This is a genomic window from Sphingomonas astaxanthinifaciens DSM 22298 (genome assembly GCF_000711715.1).
Lineage (GTDB): Bacteria > Pseudomonadota > Alphaproteobacteria > Sphingomonadales > Sphingomonadaceae > Sphingomicrobium > Sphingomicrobium astaxanthinifaciens_A.
The window spans coordinates 1,482,504-1,504,151 of record NZ_JONN01000001.1 but is presented as its reverse complement, the minus strand read 5'-3'; the positions used below and the strand labels follow the sequence as shown (position 1 = coordinate 1,504,151).

Annotated in this window: 18 protein-coding genes; 9 read left to right on the top strand and 9 right to left on the bottom strand. The window is 63.7% G+C overall.

The features are described 5' to 3' along the window. Positions 1-192: 192 nt before the first annotated feature. The 3 genes from pstB to phoB are packed head-to-tail and all read left to right on the top strand — an operon-like array spanning position 193 to position 2,344. Entirely contained in the window at positions 193-939 is a 747-nt protein-coding gene (pstB, locus tag BS69_RS0107735) for a phosphate ABC transporter ATP-binding protein PstB (RefSeq protein WP_051676750.1), read from the top strand. Positions 940-953: 14 nt separating this feature from the next. Beyond that, positions 954-1,649, top strand: a complete 696-nt coding sequence (gene phoU / locus BS69_RS0107730; protein WP_029941386.1) for a phosphate signaling complex protein PhoU — start codon at positions 954-956, stop codon at positions 1,647-1,649. Continuing rightward, positions 1,649-2,344, top strand: coding sequence for a phosphate regulon transcriptional regulator PhoB (gene phoB, locus BS69_RS0107725; RefSeq protein WP_029941385.1), 696 nt, complete (start codon positions 1,649-1,651; stop codon positions 2,342-2,344). Before phoU ends, phoB begins: the two co-directional genes overlap by 1 nt. Here phoB and BS69_RS0107720 read toward each other — a convergent pair. After that, positions 2,341-2,667 carry a hypothetical protein gene (locus tag BS69_RS0107720; RefSeq protein WP_029941384.1) on the bottom strand — a complete coding sequence of 109 codons (327 nt, stop codon included), beginning with the start codon at positions 2,665-2,667 and terminating at the stop codon, positions 2,341-2,343. The genes phoB and BS69_RS0107720 overlap by 4 nt on opposite strands. A 75-nt stretch (positions 2,668-2,742) precedes the next feature. Between BS69_RS0107720 and ku the strand changes: the two genes are divergently transcribed. Further along, on the top strand, positions 2,743-3,621 hold the full coding sequence (gene ku, locus BS69_RS0107715) for a non-homologous end joining protein Ku (protein WP_029941383.1): 879 nt from the start codon (positions 2,743-2,745) through the stop codon (positions 3,619-3,621). Between the two features lie 6 nt (positions 3,622-3,627). After that, entirely contained in the window at positions 3,628-6,153 is a 2,526-nt protein-coding gene (gene ligD / locus BS69_RS0107710) for a DNA ligase D (protein WP_029941382.1), read from the top strand. 4 nt (positions 6,154-6,157) lie between these two features. On the opposite strand, the gene BS69_RS0107705 is transcribed toward ligD, so the two are convergent. From BS69_RS0107705 to BS69_RS13970, 8 genes are all read right to left on the bottom strand, one after another. Continuing rightward, positions 6,158-8,422, bottom strand: a complete 2,265-nt coding sequence (locus tag BS69_RS0107705) for a TonB-dependent receptor (protein WP_029941381.1) — start codon at positions 8,420-8,422, stop codon at positions 6,158-6,160. 114 nt (positions 8,423-8,536) lie between these two features. Continuing rightward, entirely contained in the window at positions 8,537-9,907 is a 1,371-nt protein-coding gene (locus tag BS69_RS0107700) for a glutamate--cysteine ligase (protein ID WP_029941380.1), read from the bottom strand. Between the two features lie 10 nt (positions 9,908-9,917). After that, positions 9,918-10,649: a 16S rRNA (uracil(1498)-N(3))-methyltransferase gene (locus BS69_RS0107695; protein WP_029941379.1), complete on the bottom strand. Its 732-nt coding sequence runs from the start codon at positions 10,647-10,649 to the stop codon at positions 9,918-9,920. A 358-nt stretch (positions 10,650-11,007) separates the two neighbouring features. After that, positions 11,008-11,490 (bottom strand): helix-turn-helix domain-containing protein, encoded by a 483-nt coding sequence (locus BS69_RS13975; protein ID WP_084184377.1) that lies wholly within the window; start codon positions 11,488-11,490, stop codon positions 11,008-11,010. A gap of 4 nt (positions 11,491-11,494) precedes the next feature. After that, positions 11,495-11,956, bottom strand: a complete 462-nt coding sequence (locus BS69_RS14270) for a hypothetical protein (protein ID WP_156956965.1) — start codon at positions 11,954-11,956, stop codon at positions 11,495-11,497. Then, on the bottom strand, positions 11,923-12,387 hold the full coding sequence (locus BS69_RS14265; protein WP_156956963.1) for a hypothetical protein: 465 nt from the start codon (positions 12,385-12,387) through the stop codon (positions 11,923-11,925). Before BS69_RS14265 ends, BS69_RS14270 begins: the two co-directional genes overlap by 34 nt. A 39-nt stretch (positions 12,388-12,426) precedes the next feature. Next, complete coding sequence (locus BS69_RS14260; RefSeq protein ID WP_169738076.1) at positions 12,427-12,768, bottom strand: hypothetical protein; 342 nt, start codon at positions 12,766-12,768, stop codon at positions 12,427-12,429. Between the two features lie 38 nt (positions 12,769-12,806). Next, complete coding sequence (locus BS69_RS13970) at positions 12,807-13,277, bottom strand: response regulator transcription factor (protein WP_084184375.1); 471 nt, start codon at positions 13,275-13,277, stop codon at positions 12,807-12,809. 763 nt (positions 13,278-14,040) lie between these two features. Here BS69_RS13970 and BS69_RS13690 point away from each other — a divergent pair. From BS69_RS13690 to BS69_RS0107665, 4 genes are all read left to right on the top strand, one after another. Next, entirely contained in the window at positions 14,041-14,613 is a 573-nt protein-coding gene (locus BS69_RS13690) for a hypothetical protein (RefSeq protein WP_051676628.1), read from the top strand. A gap of 857 nt (positions 14,614-15,470) precedes the next feature. Further along, complete coding sequence (locus tag BS69_RS0107675; RefSeq protein WP_029941375.1) at positions 15,471-16,628, top strand: DUF6361 family protein; 1,158 nt, start codon at positions 15,471-15,473, stop codon at positions 16,626-16,628. After that, positions 16,625-18,436, top strand: a complete 1,812-nt coding sequence (locus BS69_RS0107670; RefSeq protein WP_029941374.1) for a phospholipase D family protein — start codon at positions 16,625-16,627, stop codon at positions 18,434-18,436. The genes BS69_RS0107675 and BS69_RS0107670 overlap by 4 nt, the downstream gene beginning before the upstream one ends. Further along, complete coding sequence (locus tag BS69_RS0107665) at positions 18,433-21,441, top strand: helicase (RefSeq protein ID WP_029941373.1); 3,009 nt, start codon at positions 18,433-18,435, stop codon at positions 21,439-21,441. The genes BS69_RS0107670 and BS69_RS0107665 overlap by 4 nt, the downstream gene beginning before the upstream one ends. Positions 21,442-21,648: the final 207 nt, after the last annotated feature.

Sequence of the window (21,648 nt, the reverse complement as noted above, 5' to 3'; positions counted from 1 at the left end):
ATGTCGAATGAAAAACAGCCGATCGTCACCAATTCGCCGGTGCCGTTTCCTTCCACCGCCATCGCGGCCGAAGCCGCGCGCGAAGGGGAGGAGCCGGTCGCGGCCGTCCCCGAGCCCGAGGCGATGAGCCGCGACGGCGAGCCTTCGGAAATCGCGCTCGAACCCGACAGCGTCAGCGGCCCCGAGCCCAAAATGCGCGCCCACGACGTCCGCGTCTTCTATGGCGAGAAGGAAGCGCTGAAGGGCGTCTCGATCGAGGTTCACGAGGACAAGGTCACCGCCTTCATCGGCCCGTCGGGCTGCGGCAAGTCGACCTTCCTGCGCTGTCTCAACCGGATGAACGACACCATTCCGGGCGCTCGCGTGACCGGCACGATCACCCTCGATGGCGAGGACATCAGCTCGCCCGACATGGACGTGGTCCAGCTGCGCGCGCGCGTCGGCATGGTCTTCCAGAAGCCCAATCCCTTCCCCAAGTCGATTTTCGAGAATGTCGCCTACGGCCCGCGCATCCACGGGCTTGCCAGTGGCAAGGACGAATTGGACGGGATCGTCGAGAAGAGCCTCCGCCGCGCGGGCCTGTGGGACGAGGTCAAGGATCGCCTCGGCGAAAGCGGCACGGCGCTGTCGGGCGGCCAGCAGCAGCGCCTGTGCATCGCCCGCGCCATCGCGGTCGATCCCGAGGTCATCCTGATGGACGAGCCCTGCTCGGCGCTCGACCCGATCGCCACCGCCAAGATCGAGGAGCTGATCCACGAGTTGCGCGGCCGCTACGCGATCGCGATCGTCACCCACAACATGCAGCAGGCGGCGCGGGTCAGCCAGCGGACCGCCTTCTTCCACCTCGGCGAGCTGATCGAATACGGCAAGACCAAGGACATCTTCACCAACCCGCGCGAGCAGCGCACCCAAGACTATATCACCGGCCGGTACGGCTGAGGGGGACGGCAAACGTGGCAAGCCAAGGACATACGCTCAAGGCGTTCGACGAGGATCTCGATCGGCTGCGCGCGCTCATCACCGAGATGGGCGGCCGGGCCGAGCATGCGATCATCGAGGCGATGCGCTGCCTCTCGGAACGCGACGCCGACGGCGCGCTCCGGGTGATCGAGGAAGACAAGAAGATCGACGCGCTCGAGGTCGAGACCGAGATGCGGGTGATCCAGCTGATCGCGCTGCGCGCGCCGATGGCGGGCGACCTGCGCGACGTGGTCGCCGCGCTCAAGATCTCGGGCGTGGTCGAGCGGATCGGCGATTATGCCAAGAACATCGCCAAGCGCGTCGCGGTGCTCGAGGATGCGGGCAAGATCGAGCCCCTGTCGTTGCTCCCCGAGATGGCGCGGATCGCGGTCGGCATGGTCCATGACGTCCTCAACGCCTTCGTCCAGCGCGACGCCGAGGCCGCGGTCCGGGTGACCGAGCGCGACAAGGCGGTGGACGATTTCTACGACAGCGTCTTCCGCACGCTCCTCACCCACATGATGGAGAATCCGCACAATATCGGTCAGGCGGCGCACTTGCTGTTCGTCGCCAAGAACCTCGAGCGGGTCGGCGACCACGCCACCAACATCGCCGAGATGGTCTATTATGCGGCGACCGGCCAGCACATGGCCGACCGCGTGAAGGGCCCCGAAGGGATCGCCTTCTGATGGCCAGCCAGGGTCGCCTGCTGCTGGTGGAGGATGACCGCTCGCTCGCCGAGCTAATCACCTTCCACTTCGAGCGCGAGGGCTATGCGGTCACCCGCACCGGCGACGGCGAGGAAGCCTTGCTGCTCGCCGAGGAGGTCCGTCCCGACCTCATGGTCCTCGACTGGATGATCGAGGGGATCAGCGGGATCGAGGTCTGCCGCCGCCTGCGCCGCCGCCCGGCGACATCCAACCTCCCGATCCTGATGCTGACCGCGCGCGGCGAGGAAGACGACCGGATCCGCGGGCTCGAGACCGGCGCCGACGATTACATTACCAAGCCCTTCAGTCCGAAGGAACTGGTCGCCCGCGCCGCCGCGGTGCTCCGCCGCGTCCGTCCCGCGCTCGCCGCGCAGACGCTCGACTATGCCGGGCTCGAGATGGACATCGCCGCGCACCGGGTGAAGCGCGACGGCAAGACGCTCAGCCTCGGGCCGACCGAATATCGCCTGCTGCGCCATTTCCTCGAGCATCCCGGCCGGGTCTTCTCGCGCCAGCAGTTGCTCGAGACCGTGTGGCCGCACAGCGAGGAGATCGAGCTGCGCACGGTCGACGTCCACATCCGTCGGCTGCGCCTCGCACTGGGTGAGCCCGATCTTATCCGCACGGTCCGCAGCGCCGGCTACGCGCTCGACGCCGACGGGGTGGCGAACTAGCCCGCGCGGACCAGCAGGGCGACGAGGCTCGCGCCCGCGCTGAGCAGGAAGGCGAGCATCACCAGCGCGACGTTGCGCGCGGTCGCCGCATTCTCGGCGACCCGCTCCCTGTCGGCGAAATAGCGTCCGTCTCCGGCGGCACGTAAGTAGCCGTCTTCGACCAGTTTCCTCAGGACCTTGTCGGCACCCTTGGCGGAAAGGTCAGGGGCGATCGCCGTCGCCTTCGAATGAGCGCCCGCCTTCTTCATCTGGGCGAGCAGTTCGGCGCTGCTCGCCTGCTGCTTGTTGGCGGCGGCGAGCGCCGCGGTGATGGCTGGGTTCATGGGCGGCAGAATAAAGGAACCGGGCGGCGTCCCCAAGCGATTCAGACGCGAAACGATTTTGCAGGAGCCCCCGCAATGGCCGCCCGTCCCAGCTGGCGCGGACAGATTCGCCTCGCCCTCGTCTCGATCCCGGTCGAAATCTATCCCGCCTCCAAGTCGGGGGCGGCGATCAGCTTCCACCAGATTCACGAGCCGAGCGGCAAGCGCATCAAATATGAGAAGGTGGTGCCGGGCATCGGCCCGGTCAGCACTGACGACATCGTCAAGGGCTTCGAGGTGACCAAGGGCGAATATGTCCTGCTCGAGCCCGAGGAGATCGAAAGCGTCAAGCTCGAGAGCCGCAAGACGCTCGAACTCGCCCAGTTCGTCGACGCCGACGACATCGACGCGCTCTACTTCGACAAGCCCTATTTCGTGGTCCCCGCCGACGACCTCGCCGAGGAAGCCTTCATCGTGCTGCGCGAGGCGCTTCGCCGGGCGCGCAAGGTCGGGGTCGGCCAGCTTGCGATGCGCGGGCAGGAATATGTGGTCGCGATCAAGCCCTGCGGCCGCGGCATGCTGATGGAGACGCTGCGCTACGCTGACGAGCTCAACAAGGCGTCGAGCTATTTCCGTGACATCGAGGATGCCGAGCCCGACGCCGACCTCCTCGAACTCGCCACCACGCTGATCGACAAGAAGAGCGGCAAGTTCGACGCGGGCGAATTCCACAATCGCTATGTCGATGCGGTGAAGGGCCTGATCGAGCAGAAGCGCAAGAAGAAGGGTGGGGGCCTCGTCATCCAGGACCCCGACACCGGCAAGGCGCCCAAGAGCAATGTCATCGACCTGATGGCGGCTTTGAAGAAGAGCCTCGGCGATGGCGGCGATACGTCAGCAAAACCGGCTGCGAGGAAGCCCGGGGCAGGCAAGAAGGCGGCGCCGGCCAAGAAGGCGGCCGGCGGGAAAAAGTAGCGGCCGATGGCGCGAAAACCCCGCCCCAACGGTCTCGACATCGAGACCTACAATGCCAAGCGCGACTTCGCGAAGACGAAGGAGCCCAAGGGGAGGAAGCGCAAGGGCAGGGGCGACAGCTTCGTCGTCCAGAAGCACGACGCCAGCCGGCTCCACTGGGATTTCCGGCTCGAACTCGATGGCGTGCTGAAAAGCTGGGCCGTCCCGCGCGGTCCCTCGCTCGATCCCAGGACAAATCGCCTCGCGATGCGGACCGAGGACCATCCGCTCGATTATGGCAGCTTCGAGGGGATCATCCCGCAAGGCGAATATGGCGGGGGCACGGTCATGCTGTGGGACCGCGGCCGCTGGATCCCGCATCCCGACAAGGATCCGAGGAAGACGCTTGAGGAAGGCCATCTCCACTTCACGCTCGAAGGCGAGCGGATGAAGGGGGAGTGGGTGATGTTCCGGATGAAGCCCAAGCCGGGTGAGAAGGGCGAGGCGTGGATGCTGAAGAAGGTCACCGACGACTTCGCCCGGCCCGATGCCGGCGAGGCGCTGGTCGAGAAGGGCCTGACCAGTGTCGCCAGCGACCGCAGCATGGCCGAGATCGCCGCCGGTGCCGACGTGTGGGAATCGAACAAAAGCGGCAAGAAGGGCGGGCGGACGAAGCGCAAGGTCACGCCGCCGCCGGGTTTCGAACCGCCGCAACTCGCCACGCTCGCCGACCATGCGCCGACCGGCAGCGGCTGGATCCACGAGCTCAAATATGACGGCTATCGGCTTCTCCTCAGCGTCGGCGGGGGCGGGGCGCTGGCCTTCACCCGCAACGGCAAGGACTGGAGCGAGCAGTTCGCGCCGCTGGTCGAGGCCGCCGCCGCGCTTCCGGCCGGGTGCCTGCTCGACGGGGAGGCGGTGGCGCTCGACGCCAAGGGCAAGCCAAGCTTCCAGCTGATGCAGGCGACGGTGAAGCGTGGCCATGGCAAGGCCGGCCCGACCATCGCTTATTACGCCTTCGACCTGCTGATCGACCGCGGCGAGGACATTCGCGGGTTGCCCCTCCTTGAACGCAAGGAGCGGCTGGCGGCGTTGCTGACCCCTGCTCGGCTACCGATCATCTACGGCGATCATGTGACGGGCAAAGGCGAGAAGCTGTTCGAGGCGGTCTGCAAGGACGGCGGTGAGGGCATCATCTCGAAGCGCGCCGACGCGACCTACGCGGGCAAGCGCACCCGCGACTGGCTCAAGATCAAGTGCACTGCCCGGCAGGAGTTCGTGATCGTCGGCTGGCAGGCGAGCGACAAGCGCCGCGGCTTCCGCTCGCTTCATCTCGCGGTCAACGAGAAGGGCGGCCTGCGCTATGTCGGCAAGGTCGGCACCGGGTTCGACGCCGCGACGATCGAAAGCCTCATCGAGCGGATGAAGCCGCTCGCGATCGACGCGCCGCCGCTGGAGGTGCCGAAGACCGCGCGCCGCGGTTCGACCTGGGTTCGTCCAACGCTGGTGGCCGAGATCGCCTATACCGAATTCACGGGCGACGGCGTGCTGCGCCATCCGAGCTTCCTCGGCCTGCGCGAGGACAAGGGCGCCAAGGACGTGGTCCTCGAAGCCCCGGTGCCGTCGGCAACCAAGGCCGCGACAAAGAAGGTAGCGGCGAAGAAGGCGGGTACGCTGCGGACCCATGCCGATCTCGGCCTGCGCCTGACCTCGCCCGACCGGGTCGTCTTTCCCGAGGACGGGCTCACCAAGGCCGACCTCGCCGATTATTATGCCGCGGTCGCCGACCTGCTCATGGTCGATCTTCGCGACCGGCCGATGACCCTCATTCGCTGCCCCTCGGGCAGGGCCAAGAACTGCTTCTTCCAGAAGCACGACAGCGGCAGCATGGGCGCGCATGTCCGGCACGTGCCGGTCAAGGAAAGCGACGGATCGACCGAAGATTATCTCTATGTGGATGAAGCCATTGGTGCGCTGGAATGCGTGCAGATGAACACGATCGAATTCCACAGCTGGGGCAGCCGGATAGACGCGCTGGAGAAGCCCGACCGGCTGGTATTCGACCTCGATCCCGACGAGGGCCTCGGCTTCGACAAGGTGAAGGCCGCGGCGGTACGACTGAAGGAGTTGCTGGCAGACCTAGGGCTCGAGACCTTCCCGTTGCTGTCGGGAGGAAAGGGCATCCACGTCATCGCGCCGCTCGACCAGAGCCGTGACTGGCCGACGGTCAAGAGCTTCGCCGAGCGGTTCAGCCGCGCCATCGCCGAGGCCGAGCCCGACACCTTCACCGCCAACATCCGCAAGAATCAGCGCAAGGACCGGATCTTCCTCGACTGGCTGCGCAACCAGCGCGGCGCGACCGCGGTGCTGCCTTATTCGGCCCGCGCGCGCGAAGGCGCGCCGGTCGCGGTGCCGGTGGCGTGGGACGAATTGCCCGCCATCACCGGTGCCAACATCTATTCGATCCGCGATGCCCGGGCCTTGCTCGAACGCGCTTCAGGCAAGGCCCTCAAGGGCTGGGGCGAGGCGCGGCAGGCGCTGCCGGACCTCTGACGGCTCAGAACTTAATCCCGCCTTCGACGCCGAAGATGCGCGGCTCGTTGACGAAACCGGTCAGATTGTTGAAGTCGATCCCGCCGACCGCGCTCTTGTCGTTGGTGATGTTCCGCGCGAACGCCGCAATGTCGTAGCGGGCGTTGCGCCAGCCAAGGCGGAGACCGCCCTCGAGCAGCTTGTCGTCGCTGAACTCGACCGACTTGTAGAGGAAGAACTGGATCTTCGACCGGTAATACCAGTCGGTGAAGGCATAGACCGCGCCGTCGCCGACGGGGAATTCGTAGCCTGCGGTCCAGTTCAGCGTCCACTTGGGCGCCTGCGGCAGCGCATTGCCGTCGATCGAATAGATGCCGGGGCTGCCCGGACGCTGCGGATCGAGCACGGTGCAGGGCGCGGCGCAGCCGGCGACGAACAGGCCGGCATCGTCGATCTTGGTATGGTTGTAGCTGAGCCCGCCGGTGAGGCTGAGGCCGGTGACCGGACGCGCCTCGAGCTCGACCTCGACGCCCCGGCCGCGCGCCTTGTCGGCGTTGAGCAAGGTGGTGAAGTTGGACGCGCCGCCGACCGCGGTCAGCTGCAGGTCCTTGGTGTCGAACGCATAGACGCCGACGTTGAGGCGCAGGCGGCGATCGAGCAGGGTCGTCTTGACGCCCGCCTCGTAGGACATGGTCTTCTCGCTGTCCGCGACCGACAGGTCACGCCCGAACAGGAGGCGGCCCTGGATCGAGGGCGCGCGATAGCCGCGGGCGACGCGGGCATAGACATTTGCGGCGCGCGAGACCTCGTAGACCGCGCTCGCGTCCCAGGTCAGGACCGAATCCTTGACCTTCTTGGTAAGCTCGGGGACCGGCCCGCCGAAGCCGAGGAAGCCCGGACGGACGTCGTAGGGCCGGCTCGCCTTGAAGTCGCGCTTGTCGTGGTTCCAGCGCGCGCCGCCCTGAAGGGTCAGGCCATTGCCGAAATTGTAGCTCAAGGAGCCGAACAGGCCGAAGGCGTCGCTGACCTGACGCTGGAGCGCGACCGCCGCCGCATTGCGATCGGTCGGGTTGCTGTAGTCCTCGCTGCGGATATCGAGCTTCTCGTTGAAGATGAAGACGCCGCCCTGATAGCCGAGGCCGGGGCCCTTGGCGTTGGAGGCGAAGCGCAGTTCCTGCGTGAACTGGTCGAGGCTCGGCACATCGTCGCGGCTCTGCGCCGAGAAGGGGATGAAGCCCGGGCCCATGACCGGCGCGAACTGGTTGCCGAAGCCCCCGTCGATGTCGCCGCGGCTCTTGAGATTGCCGTTCCAGTAGGACGTGATGGAGTAGAGCGTCACCGGGCCAAGGTCGTAGTCGAGGTTGATCGCGCCGTTGTAGGCGCGCAGCCGCTGGAAATTGAGGCCGTCATTATAGACCTTGTCGCGCTCGAAGTCGGCGCCCGAGGTCAGGCCTTGGAGCTTGTTGCTGCCGGTGTTGAAGAGGTTGGCGCGGAACAGCCGGGCGCTGCCCTTGTAGTCGCGCGCCTGGCCCGACAGGCGGATGTTGAAGACGTCGCTCGCGGCCCATTTGAACTGAGCGCGGACGGCGAGGTCGTCATAGCCTTCGAGGTCGTTCTTCTTGGTCGTTGCGACGTTGTCGACCCAGTCGTCGCGGTGCTGTACGAGCCCCGAGAGACGGAAGGCCGAGCCTTCGCCCATCGGCACCTCGACCGCGCCTTCGGCATTGACCGTATTGTAGCTGCCCCAGCTGACCTTGGCGAAGCTCTTGCCGCGGCCGGGCTTCACCGTGTCGAACTTGACGATGCCGGCCGGGGTGTTGCGCCCAAACAGCGTGCCCTGCGGCCCGCGCAGCACTTCGACCCGGTCGAGGTCGAACACCGGAAAGCCCTTGAGGATCGGGTTCTCGAGGACGACGTCGTCATAGAGCAGGCTGACCGGCTGGCTGGCATTGAGGTCGAAGTCGGTGTTGCCGAGCCCGCGAATGTAGAAGCGCGGGAAGGTCCGGCCGAAGCTGCTCTCGATGTTGAGGCTGGGCACGCGGCCGGCGAGCGAGCGGACGTCGGCGCCGCCCGAATTGATCGCGGCCAGCGTGTTGTCGTCGACGATGCCGACGCTGACGGGCACGTCCTGGAGGCTTTCCTCGCGGCGCTGGGCCGTGACGGTGATTTCCTCGATGCTGTCGGTCGCGTCGGCGGCCGGCTGGTCGGCGTCGCCGGTCGCCTGCGCAAAGGCGGGCGCAGCGGTGAGCGCGAGGAGAGAAGCGGCGGAAAGCAGGAAGGTACGGCGCATGATGCCCCCGGTGGAAAGTGCGACGGATACGGTTACGGGCAGCCCCCCGGCTGCTTGCCGCGCCCCTCTACTCCCGACGGCCGCCGAGGCCAAGGGCGGCGTGAACTGTTCGCCCTAGAAGCTCAGCTCCTGGTACACGCGCGACACATCGCCAGCCCACTCGCCATGATACCGGCCGAGCAGCCGGTCGGCCGGCGTGACGCCGGTCGCGACGACTTCGCGCAGGGGGTCGAGGAAGCCGACCTCGTTGGTCCCGCCGGCATCGAGCCGCGCGCGGTTGGAGAGGCCGGTCGAGGCGATGTCGATCACCTTGGCGGCAAGCTCCTGCATGGTCCCGCCGCCCGGCACCCTGGCCTCGAGCGCCTGCGCGGGCACGTCGGCGCGAAGCTGCTCGCGCTCCTCGATCGTCCAGTGCTTGACGAGGTCCCAGGCCGCGTCGAGCGCCTGGCCGTCGTAGAGCAGCCCCACCCACAGGGCCGGAAGCGCGCAGATCCGGCCCCACCGTCCGCCATCGGCGCCGCGCATCTCGAGGAAGCTCTTGAGGCGCACTTCGGGGAAGGCGGTGGAGAGATGGTCGGTCCAGTCGGCGATCGTCGGCTTCTCGCCCGGCAGCTGCGGGAGCTTGCCATCGAGGAAGGCGCGGAAGCTTTCGCCGGCGCAGTCGATGTATCGCCCGTCGCGCATCACGAAATACATCGGCACGTCGAGCGCATAGTCGCAGTAGCGTTCGTAGCCGAAGCCGTCCTCGAACACGAAGGGGAGCATGCCCGTCCGGTGGGGGTCGGTGTCGGTCCAGATGTGGCTTCGGAAGCTCTTGAAGCCGTTGGGCTTGCCTTCGGTCAGCGGCGAATTGGCGAAGAGCGCGGTCGCCACCGGCTGCAGCGCGAGGCCGACCCGGAACTTCTTGGCCATGTCGGCTTCGCTCTCATAGTCGAGATTGACCTGGATGGTGCAGGTCCGAAGCATCATGTCGAGGCCGAGATTGCCCACCCGCGGCATGTGGCGCAGCATGATCGCATAGCGGCCCTTGGGCATGATCGGCAGTGCTGCGCGGGTCTTGTCGGGCCACATGCCGAGCCCGAGAAAGCCGAGCCCGAGCCGGTCGCCGACCGCCTTCACCTGCTCGAGGTGACGCCCGGCCTCGGCGCAGGTCTCGTGGAGCGAGGCGAGCGGCGCGCCCGACAGCTCGAGCTGGCCGGCCGGCTCGAGACTGATCGTCCCGTCGCTGCCGGTCAGCGCGATGATCTTCCCATTCTCCTCGACCGGGCGCCAGCCATAGTCGGTCAGGCCCAGGAGGAGGTCGCGGATTCCGCCGGGCTCGTCCCACGAGGGCGCGCGATGGTCGGCGGTGCGATAGACGAACTTCTCGTGCTCGGTCCCGATCCGCCAGTCGGCGGGCGGCTTCTCGCCCTTGGCGAATACCGACAGGAGATCGTCCCGTCCCTCGATCAGCGGGCTTTCACTCAGGTCGGTTCGCGTCGTCATGAGGGGCGCGTTAGCGCCAATCTCCGGCGCCCGCCATATAGAGGGTGACGGCGGCGAGCGCGGCGGTCTCCGCTCGCAGAATGCGCGGGCCGAGGCCGACGCCGTGGGCACCGGCGGCGAGGATCGCCTCGCGCTCGTCGGGCGTGAAGCCGCCCTCGGGACCGATCAGGATGGTGGCCGGGCCGGGCGCGGCGATCGACAGCAAAGGCACGCCGCCGGTCTCGTCGGCGAAGAGCAAGGTGCCGCCGGAATCCCGGAGGAGTGCCGCCAGCTTCACCGGTTCGGCAAGTTCGGGCAGCCGCGTCCGTCCACATTGCTCGGCCGCCTCGATCGCGATCGCGCGCAGGCGCTCGGGGTTGAGCCGCTCGATCACGGTGCGCTGAGTCGCCACCGGCAGCAGCCGCGCGACGCCGAGTTCGGTTGCCTTTTCGACCAGCCACTCGACCGACGCGCGCTTGACCGGGGCGAAGGCGAGGGTCAGCGGCGGCAGCGTCTCGGCCGGGCGGACGTGGTCAACAACCCGCAGCACCAGTCGCCTCTTGGCCACTCCCTCGATCCGCGCCCGCCATTCACCGCTGTCCCCGTCAAACACAAGGAGCTGAGCTCCTTCACCCAGCCGCAGCACATTGGAGAGATAGTGGGCAGGTTTGCCTTCTAGGAGGACGGCATGGTCGGGGCCGAGCGGCTGTTCGACGAACAGGCGGGGCAGGGCGCGCGGCGGCCAGGCGGGAGTGGCGGGCATGGCGAAAAGCGCTAACCCCGCCCGGCAGCGAAGGGAAGGTTGACCGCGCCCCCCTGGGAGGGCTTGGGCCGGCCAAATGGGTTCGGCGCTCGTGAGTCTTCGTAAGAATGTCCTTTGCGAAAACAAGCCAGCGTTAGCGTTCTAGCTGCGACAGGATCTCATCCACCAGCCACTGACAGCGAAGAGCGGCCATAGAGTGTGAATCGGCTTCGTCCAGGATTCGCAGCGCTTCGCGGGCATGAAGCAGTGCCGCGCGAAGCGCTTCGGCACGATTCACACCGCCAGGCTCTTGAGCCGCTTGCGCCATCTGCGGTCTGCTGCCTCCCACCGAAGCGGGAGGGACAATGCGGCGGCATGGTCATTCGCGCAACATGTCCTCGAGAACCCGCTCCAAGCTGACACGGCCGTCAGGTGTCAGCCGGTAAAATGTCGCGCGATTGTCGGTCAATGAAGGATGCTCAGCCTTCTCTAGATATCCCTCCTGCTCAAGGTATTGAAGCCAGCGAAACGCGGTGGTCTGTGGGACCGAGGTCGCGTTGAGAAGCTCCTTGGTCATCATCACGCTGTTAGGCGATACGTAGGCATGCAAGAGCATGACCCAAGAAGGACCGTCCACAAGATCCGGCGACAGTATTCGCTCCCGCCGCCGACGCATTTCCAGCAATTCAGCGGCGCCAGCCTTAAGTATCGGCTGCGGGTCATTATGCGCCGACAATTTGGTCTCTGCCGTGAAACCTGCTGCACGTCTTTTTTGAGCATTTTCAATTCGGCAAAGAATAGGCCGCAGGGAGAGTTCTGATTCGGCTGAACGTGGCAAGCCGTCGGGGCCGTTACTCGCCATAAGATTACCGCCTTTCAAGGGTGTACGCTCGGCCACCTACGTCCATCCTGTGGACTATTAGGTAATCAAGCAGATACAGGTTTACGCGCTCGCCTTCCCAAAGAAGCCAGCGTGCTTTGGCTAACTCATTCTTTTCGAGATCGAGACTTTCTGCCACATTTGCTTTGCCAAGAACAAAGCCAGCGGCTCCTGCGACGAACGCTGCGTCTAAGACCGCCCTTGGATCGTAATCGCGTATCGCAGCTTCGCTTTCGGCGATCAGCGTGGAGCCGAGGTAGACACAGTTTTGGTCGATAAAAACGGCTCGAAGAGAAGCGCCTGGCGTCTCGCGAGCATGGATGCGAAGGAAATCAATCATCTCTCTACGGCCCTTCAGATGCGGGCGATGAAGAGAAACGGACGCTTTCTTAGAAAATTTGGTGTGGGTGCCGGCTAGACTGGCCCGCTGAAGGTCAGCGGTTTCCAATCGGCCTCTTTGCCAGAAATCGCGACTCGTCGACGATGATTCCGAACGCCAAGCGCTGTCGCAATGAGCATGGGCCAAGCCCAAATTTGCACGAACACAGCATAACCCAGGGGTGACAGCCCCGGATAAAGTGTTTTGGAAAGATGAGCGAAAATCGCTGCGAGCTGGAGACCGGCCAGCACAATTGTCCAAATTCGATTGGCGCGAAGTGCCACTAAAATCAGTACCAGCAAGAGCGTAAGATCGATCATTAGCCAGCCGCGAATTAGCGTAGCGAATACGCCAGAATCTCTCCAGAAGGCGACCGATGAAGAGAGCAGGAGTGCGATCAGTTGGGCCATCATTGCGACCCGCTCTGGTTTGCCGCCCGCTTTGAATGCGTAGCCTGCGCATAAAGTAAAGGCAGTCAGAAAGAGGCCGACGCGGATCATTACTCGCCTCGCCGGCACTCGTTCATGGCTGCTCTGTTCCTACGCGACGCGAACTAGTGGAGTCGCGTTCGCCTTGCTCGGCGGACACTCGACAATATCACCGTAGCTGAAGGCATCGAGGCCAATTTCCGACTGCGTTGCGCGGAAGGCGATATGCGCTTCTGCCATGAGCCCGCGAGCTTCCACAAGGCTAGCATTAGCTTTCGATACGAGTTCAAGCCCTTCCTGACCCGTCGTCAGCGGCAGCCGTAGCTTGGTGCGGCCTTCAACCACGGCGATGGTCAGTCGGGCATTGCGCACGATTGCAGTGTCAATGTCCTTTTCGGCTGGAAGCAATTCACCTGCAATCATTCGGGCGACTTCGTGGCGTTCGTTCAACACGCATTCTCTCCTGTCAGAGGCGCACGTCTTGAACGGGGTCAGTTGAAGAGAACGCTACCCAACTGATCGATCCCCTGTGCCGCCTCAATAATGACGGCAACCGCCAGAATCGCTCCGATCCCGACCCCGAGTATCAACAGCAGAATAGAGACTGGGCCGAAACGGTTTATCAGCCCTTTCTCGTCTGTTCCCCCCCAGTCTCGTTCGTGCGCTGATGGGGTTACAGACAGGTGCAGCGACGGAAGGTCGGCATGAAGCTCCGAGGCGTCGTAATACGGTCGGACCGTAGCGTTCACGCTGCCACCGAACACCATTCGCGCGGCCTCAACCGAAGTCTGTACTCCAAGTCTCTCGCGACAGGCCTGTAGATGCTTTTCAACCGCATGATGGGAGATGCCGAGCTCCTGCCCGATTTCCTTCGCGCTCTTTCGAGACCAGAACAGTCGAAGGCATTCGGTCTGGCGGTCAGTTAGCAAAGACCCGGATTTTGCGCCTACGGCATTGGGCATCACTTATCCTCAATCGGCGGCAAAAATTATGCTCTCGATAAGAAAGAGTTTCCAGTCGATTGGCCGCTTTCGTGTTGCCGATGCCGTTGGCGCAGCAAATCGACGGCGGCAAGCGTCGGGCTGCGGGCTTAGTGATAAAAGTTTTCAAGCAGTAGGCCACGACCAAGAGCGTAATGAAAGCATTTCAGATAGACGCGAAACCCGCTCACAGATGGCGCGGATGGCCACTTGGCGCCAATCCGGCCGTTCAGGTCGGTAGATCAGGCGCTCCGAATCCGTCGTCGGTTCAGCGAAGGGATGAAAGATCATTTTGAGAGCGTTTATGTCTCCTCGAGGCTAATCGCCTGATGAAGTGAAATGCTTTTTCTCTCAAGGCACTTCGAGCACATTGCCGACACATTTGGCACCTGCGTAAGATTACCTGCGGCGTCAGCTGGCGCCGCGGTAGCGTCCGGCCAATGAAGGGCTGTAGCACCGGTCCACGACTACGCTCTACCCGCGCGTCATCCGCGCCCGCGCGGAGACGCGGAATCAGGCCCGTCTGAGGCCCGGTCTCGTCACTGGGGCCGTAAGATTCCAGACCAGACTCGGTATTCCCTGTTCCAAGCCGAGCGAGTTGTGGATCAAACCCTCTACATGCGGCGCCGCACGATAAACGGCGATCCAAACAAGACCTAATCAGCGGCTATCCTCGCAAGGAAAAGGTCGGGGTCGGCTGATCCTTTTGAGGGTTGAAGATCACGGTGGCGAAAGGACTGAATGGATGAAAAACATTCTAATTCAGAGTGACCGGCCGGTCGCCGTGCTCGATATTGAGGCCTCAGCATTGGGGACCGGAAGCTATCCCCTTGAGGTCGGGGTAGCGCTGGTTCGGGCCCCTACCAAGATTATCGAAGTTGGTGCCTCGCTGATCCAACCGACGGAAGCATGGCTTCGAAGTGGTTTGTGGTCGGACGCATCCGCGGCTGTCCACGGCATTCCACTCGAGCTTGCGGAAAGGGATGGCCGCGAAGTGGAGCAGGTGTGCGACTGGCTTAATACCCTGCTGGGGTCGAGAACGATCGTCGCGAGTGATGCTCCACGCTATGACCAGGACTGGCTCGACACCTTGTTCAAGGCCGCAGGCCGCGAACAGCAGTTCACGCTATTCAACATCGAAATCATGACCGCCGATTTCAGTTCAGACCAGCACCGTCAGCTCGCCTGTCTCCTCAGCCGCGCCCCAGTCCCCCATCGAGCGGGCCCCGATGCCCTACGGCTCGCATCGAGGCTGATGGAGGCTCACCTGGGCTACCCGCCGAGATCAGCGCCTCTTGAATCCCCACGCGATATCTAGCGCGGCGACTGCGTCCAAGAGCGGATCCTTTGGCGCAGGTCTATTAGTGGCCGCCTTTCAAGTTTGAACACGAACCCCGGACCGTCTTCTGCCGGCCAGAGGCAGACGCCTAGGTTGGCAAATCCGAACGCCTGCTGGTGGTGGGAAGCGGAATGGCGGCTTTCGGGCCCGCACCGGCAAAAGCAGACGTTTAACCGTGTGGACGCCCGGGCAGCGCCTTAGCGCCCATTGTCGCCGTTCAGCCTGATCCGGCGCGATGCCTAAACCCGCCGTTCGTTCATCGTGGTCGTCACCCGAAAAATTGCTGAAAGCGGGACAAAGCGGCTTACGGATGAACCCGGCGCGGACGGCAGCTCCTGACGAAAGTGGAGGCCGCACGGGCGCCGTCGTCAAGGTGATCGAGCGCCGCAGCTCGCGTTGGAAGCTCTGGTAGAGTGCAAAGCGTTTGCCTGTAAGATCCGCTCCGACTGATGCGGAGAGAAAAGGTGCCCAAGAGACCAACTGCTGTCCCGTTTGCGAGAGACCGGTTTCGCTATTTCGAGACTTAGTTTTCTTCCAGGCTGCATTGCATCGTAGAATCCGACGACCGGAAAAGGCGATTCCGACCCTTTGATCAAACCTCGCTCCTTGCCAACTCCCATGTAATTACAGTGGCAATATTGAGCCAGGTCGATGCGAAACGTCCGATGAAAGGGTTGATTGGACCTCCGTTGCGAGGCCAGATTGCGGGAACTAGGCTTGATCGCCCAGACCGCGGTCGAACAGCGATCCGAAGCGTCGCGTTCCGGGGGGACCATAGTTTGTCGTCATTTGGTTTTACGTTTCTATCACGGAAGGCGCTTGGGCAAGCAGAGCAGATGATGTTCGGCGCCAATGCGGGCGTGCGCGACGAGGTCGGCTTCCTGCTTGTTCACCAGCGCTACGCGGACCATCTCTTTCCGGGGACCTCGGTCCTGCATACCCGGCTGCGATATGCGCTCCTCATCCCTTGGCTCTATCAAAGCCTGCGCGCCAAGCGACCTGTTCCCAAGGATTTCGCGCAGGCTTTCGTCGATCTCGAACATGGCCTGACCGGTCGCCTTCAATTCAAGGACGGCGCGGGCGAGCCGGACGGCGTGATCGGTGGCGACGTTTACCCCCGAGCCATCAGCCAGCCGCCGGCTTATGTCTACTGGACCGCGCTTGCCAAATGGGGATTGATTGGCACGCGGCCAGACGGACGTCCCTGGAGCCGCCCCGACATGGCAAGGCTCCTCGCTGCCGGGAGCAAGAAATCACTCTTGGATGATGACGAGAAGCCGCTCGAAACGGTGGCTTGGCCGATCACCGGGATGATCGAGGCGCCTGTGGAGTGGAACGGCACCGGCAAATTGACCCTTGAACTCTCCGAATGCGAGCGCGCGTTTCTGGCGCGCAAACTGCGCGCGGTACGCTCGCCAACCGATCCCCGCGAATCTTCGCTGCTTTCCAAGCTCGTCGGGCGCCCGCTGACCGACGTCCAACATTGTTGGAACGATGAAATCCTGGCGTTAGCAGGCAATGAAGCGGCACGCCTGAAGCGCGCAGGACAGGCAGCTGCGGTCTCAGCGATAGGCCGGGCCATTTATGCAGCCTTGGTGGAGACCCTAAAGGAAGAGCGTGACAAGCGTCCGCAGGAGAGGCTGCACAGAGAAGATCTAGCCGAAATCGTCGGACAGTGGGGGGCACGGGCAGCAGCCCTCGATTTTGCTCAGTTTCTCGAGGACGTCGGCCACCTGCCAGCACCCGTCGAGGCTGCGCTTCGCGAAACACTCGCCTGGATCCGCTCGAAGGCCAAGGATCCCCTCCCGCTGCTCGGCGTCTACGAGAAAGCCGAATATAGCCGCAAAGGCAACCGAGCCCGCCTCGCCAACAACCAATTCGGCGTCGATCGGCGCATGGAGTGGCAAGCCGACAAGCATGGCTGTGCCGAGCCGCTTCACTATCGCTGGGGAAACGTGAAACGCCTGCTCCGCGATCTGGAGGGTGTCGCATGAAAGAGCGCCCGCCAGCTTGGCCTGGGCAGCCCTATCTGGATGAACTGCGGCCCGAGCGCGGCGAGACCGTTCGACTCGCCTTGTTCGCGACCTACTCGGTGGACCTGTCTGCGATCGCGGCCGTGCTGCTGGCGCTGATCGGCCGGAACAATGAGAGAGGCAGCGGCGCCGCGATCGATTTTGCGGAGGCAGTCGATCAATTGCGAGACCGCGTGCGGATTATCATTCAGCGTGGAAGGATCGCGAAGCCGATCGCCCTGCCCCGTGTCGCAGGCATTCTGGACCAGTTTGTCGTTGAGCAGACGCATGACGAGCGCGAGCGCAGCTGGCATCCGAAAATCGCGCTTGTGGCTTACGAAAGCGAAAAGGGTTCGACGGGGTGGAAGCTCTGGATCGGAAGCCGCAATCTCACCCGGACTCAGGATCTCGAGCTCGGCGTTCTCCTCCACGGGCAGCCAAAGCGCGGCAAAGGCAGAGCAGGTCTCAAAGGCATTGGGCGCCTTGGGGCTAACCTCGCAAAGGCCGCCGGGCGCTCGGACTCCTCCGCTATCGCCGCGGAGCTGGATGCCGTGTGGTGGGAAGCTCCTGACGGATTCCGTCTACGCGCGCTCCTTGATGGGCTAGAAGAGAATGTCGCTCTGCCGATTGATCCGCCGGAGGAGGGCGCGATCGATGGCGTCACGATCGTCAGTCCCTTCCTGTCTCCTGACTTTTTGAAAACAGCCGGGCGCTGGGGTCAGGCAGGAACTCGGACCTTGATCTCGTCGATGCCGGCGCTGGTCGACATGGCGAACAGACCGAGCGCCCCGCTCAGCGCCTTCACTCGCGTGCTCGCTTATGCGGCTCCGGACGAGACAATCGAGAATATGCTGCCGGCGCCCTCCGCAGCATCGCCGGCCGACGACGACGACGCCGAGCCACAGCCAATGGCGCTTCACGCCAAATTCGTCGCCTTTCATCAGGGCGACACGACGATAGTCCGAGTCGGTAGTGCCAACGCGACTGGACGTGCCTGGTCGGGCCGCAATTCGGAAGTGATGATCGAACTGGAGGCGAGTGACGCGTTCAATCCCGGCCTACAATTTCTGATTGGCAAGGCCACAACGGTCACGCTGGCCGAACTTGCGCAGGCAAAACCCGCCGACACCAGCGTAGTCGATGCTCTCGAGGAATCCCGCAAGGCACTGACCGCGTCTTGGGACCCGATCTTGCGCCGCGATCAAGATCTCTTCGTCCTCGACGCGAGAGCGCTGCCGCGGCTTGCACATCAAGGACACCGACTTTCAGCCGGGCACGCCAACAGTGACCTTCTCGCATGGCCGCAAGGCGGCACCCGCCTCGATCTCGGGAAGCTACCGCTGTCGATCCAATCCGCCTTCATTCAGATCCAGATCGCCTCGGGCGATGAAGCGCTGCGGTGGCTGCAGCGGGTGGAGGTGGATCCGCCCCTTGACGACACGCGAGACCTCGCTGCTCTCGCGAGCCACATGGGCTTGCGCGCCTTTCACGACTGGATGCGGGCAAGGCTGAATGGCGAGACAATTCCAGCCGGCAACTTTGCCTGGGACGAAGACGTGGGTGGATCAGCCAGGGGGCGCTCGGCGCTTGCAGATAGCCGATTGACGCTTGAAGATATCCTCACCGCGTGGGCGCGCGACCCAGATGCGTTCGCACGAGTAGACAAGCACTTTGATCCCTATGTCGAGGCGCTGCTCACCCATGATGAGAACCTCAGTTTGGCAGAGAAGAAGGATCTGAACGAGCTCCGGCAAATATGGGCTATGGCCCGCATGCAACTCGTACGATGAGCGCATCGTCAAAGCCCTTCCAGAAGGCGACCGTCGCGGCCGCGACAGAGGCTCTTCGGGGCGCTAACCCGCTCCGCCGGTTCCTTGTCGCTGACGAGGTCGGCCTCGGCAAGACCGTCGTTGCCCGCGACACGCTGGCGGCCCTTTGTGACAATGCGCGCAAATTCACGGTGTATTACATCTCGAGCGGCCACAAGGTGGCGGATCAGAATAAGACCGAGCTGCTGCGCTTCCTCGACGAGGATGCCGCTGACGCGGCGCTATCGAAAGTCGATCGCGTCGGGCTCATCCCGTTTGAAGAGAAACGCGCCGGTAGCCTCCGTCTGTACGCGTTCACCCCGCTCACCTCGTTCCCCGGGACTAAGCGCCTCTATGGCGGAAAGGCGGTCGAGCGTGCCTTTATTAAGTTGCTGCTCGACGAGATCTATCCCGGCCTGACAGATGCTTTCCCAAAGCATTTTATCGAGCACGGTGCGACAACTGGCTGGCGCCGGGCGGTCGCCGAAGCGGAAGAGAAGTTTGAGCACGCATCCACAGGGTTCAAGACCGCCTACGGTCGCGCGCTTCGAAGTCAATTTGGCATGCCAGCACGTCACGCGATCGCCAAGATGGCAAACGACCCGAAGATCTCGCACGGTCATACGATCGGTCTGATGCGTAGTGCTCTGGCACAGGCGGCGCTTGACTCAACCATGCCGCATCTCGTCATCCTAGATGAGTTCCAGTGCTACCGTGAGCTGCTCGATGCGGGCGCCGACAACCCGCTTGCGAAACAGCTGCTTAATGGCAAAGATGGAACGACCGCGCCTCCCATCCTGCTGCTCTCCGCCACGCCCTATCGCTTCTACGCCGAACGTTGGGAAACCGGAGCGGGTGCCGCGCCGCACCTCGAGCTTTTCGATCTTATCGCATTTCTAGGCGGCACCGACATTCGCGGGAAGGCGGAGACGCAATTCCGTCGGTTCGGCGACCTGCTCCATTTGATCGGTCGCTTGCCGGTCGAGAAACGCCAACCCGCGATCGCCGAGGCTGAGACGATCAAGCATGAGCTCGAGGCCCTTCTGACGCCGCTCATGTCGCGGACCGAGCGCACGACAGTCCGAGAGGGCAAGGAACCGCCGCCAAAGCCCGTGCGGATCGAACCGCACGACCTCGACGTCTACCGTCATTTCACCAAGGGGGTTGCCGAAAAGCTGAGGACATCGACAATCGCGTACTGGCTGTCCGTCCCCCTGCCCGCACAGTCCCTCGGCGAGCGCTATCAGATCACGCGTGGCCTGGACTTCCCGGCCACGCGGAGCGTTCCGCGGCTCGGCGTCACCACCTGGTCCAAACCTCCACGCGATGGGTGGGGTAGTGCCAAGCTTCGAGCGCTGGGCGAAATCGTTCCGACCGACGCGCTCGCCTTACCTTGGATGCTGCCGTCGCTCACCTGGTGGGATGCAGCCGGTCCGTGGGCGAGAGTCACACATCCGCAAAAAATGCTGATCTTCAGCCGCTTCAGGGCGACGCCGCAGAGCGTGGCCGCCCTCGTCAGCCTGGAGGTCGAACGTAAATTCGTGGCGAAGCCTAGCCTCCAGTACGAGAACGCCTGGAAGAAGCGGCACCTCAACCCCAAACCCAATCAGGGACCTACCCTGGCGCTTTTCCACCCAAGCCCATTCCTGATCCGCGCTGTCGACCCGCTCGACGTCCGCGCAAGCGCGTCAATCAGGCGAATCCGTGCTCGCGCTCGGCAACAGATCATTCGCGCGCTGCCGCCATCCATTGCGCCTGAAGCCCCGAACAAGCGCGACGGTCGCCGCCGCAAGCCCGCCTGGGCGGTGCTCGCTGCGATCGAAGCGGCGCAAAAGCAGCCCTACGCGGGTGAGTTTGCATCGACCCAGAGAGCCTGGTCCAAGGCCGCGCCAAAGGACGCCGCGCTCCAGTCGCTTCTCGACCTCCGCAGCGAAGCCGAGCCTATCAGCTGGATTAGCAAGTGGGAGCTCGACGCTCTTGTGGAGATTTCCCTCGGTGCGCCGGGGGTGGTGGCGGGGCGCGCGCTTCTCCGGCACCTGCCGGACCTGTTCGACTTCAAGGCCAAACATTACCGAAAACTGGCGCGGTTCTGCTGGACGAAGCTTCGCACCTATCTCGATCGTCCGGTCTTTTGGGCCGTTTTGCCCGGCGAAGACGCCACGGCGAAATATCAGCGCGCCTGCGTTGAGGGCTGCCTCGAGGCGGTTCTCGACGAGCATTTCTGGCTGCGTAAATCGAAGGTGGGCGCGGCCGGCCTCATCGACGATCTGTCGGCGGCGCTGTCCGCCAACATCGGAACGTTCGGCTTCAAGGGTCAGGCCAAGAAGGACAAGATTCGCATCCGCTGTCATGCGGCAGTGCCGTTTGGTATGACCGAGAGCGAGCCCATTCGCCAGGATCAGGGCGACGACACCCAGAGGCCCGCTCGTTCGGAGGAGATCCGCAGCGCCTTCAACACGCCCTTTTGGCCCTACATTCTCGCCACCACGTCGGTCGGTCAGGAAGGTCTCGATTTCCACAGCTGGTGCGACCGGCTTGGTCATTGGGATCTATGTTCGAGCCCGGTCGATCTGGAACAGCGGGAAGGACGCGTTCAGCGCTTCGGCGGGCTGACGGTGCGGCGTCCGCTCGCCAAAATGCTCGGGGCGGACGCCTTGGCCGCAGCGCGGCGCGATGGCAGTTCGCCTTGGGAGATGATCGCCGCCTGCGCCAATAAGACCTTCAAGGACGACGAAAGCGGTCTAACGCCCTGGTGGACGTTACCAGGTGCAGAGCTCAAGCGGCACCTGTTCGCGCTGCCACAGAGCCGCGACATCGATCGCTTCACGAAGCTGAAGACGCAGCGGCTGCTCTACCGCGTGGCGCTCGGCCAGCCCGATCAGGAGGATCTGGTCGAGCTTCTCACCGATGACGATCCCGAAGCTACGCAGTCACTGCAGCGCCTTACCCTGAACCTGTCTGCCTTCGCGCATAGGAAACTGGACTAGGCCTCAACGACAGCCTTGCCATCGAAACTTAGCATTTCCCCGGCGCCAGAGATTGTCGCAGTCCCTTCGTCGGCATAGACTTCCACTTCCTTGGTCACGAGCCGGTTCAGCATCAGGGACCGGCCTCGACCCTGCGGCGCAAACTATTAATGGGGTTCACTTTGTGCACTGCCAGCGGGTCGGTAAACCCGGTGTCTGGTATGTCTA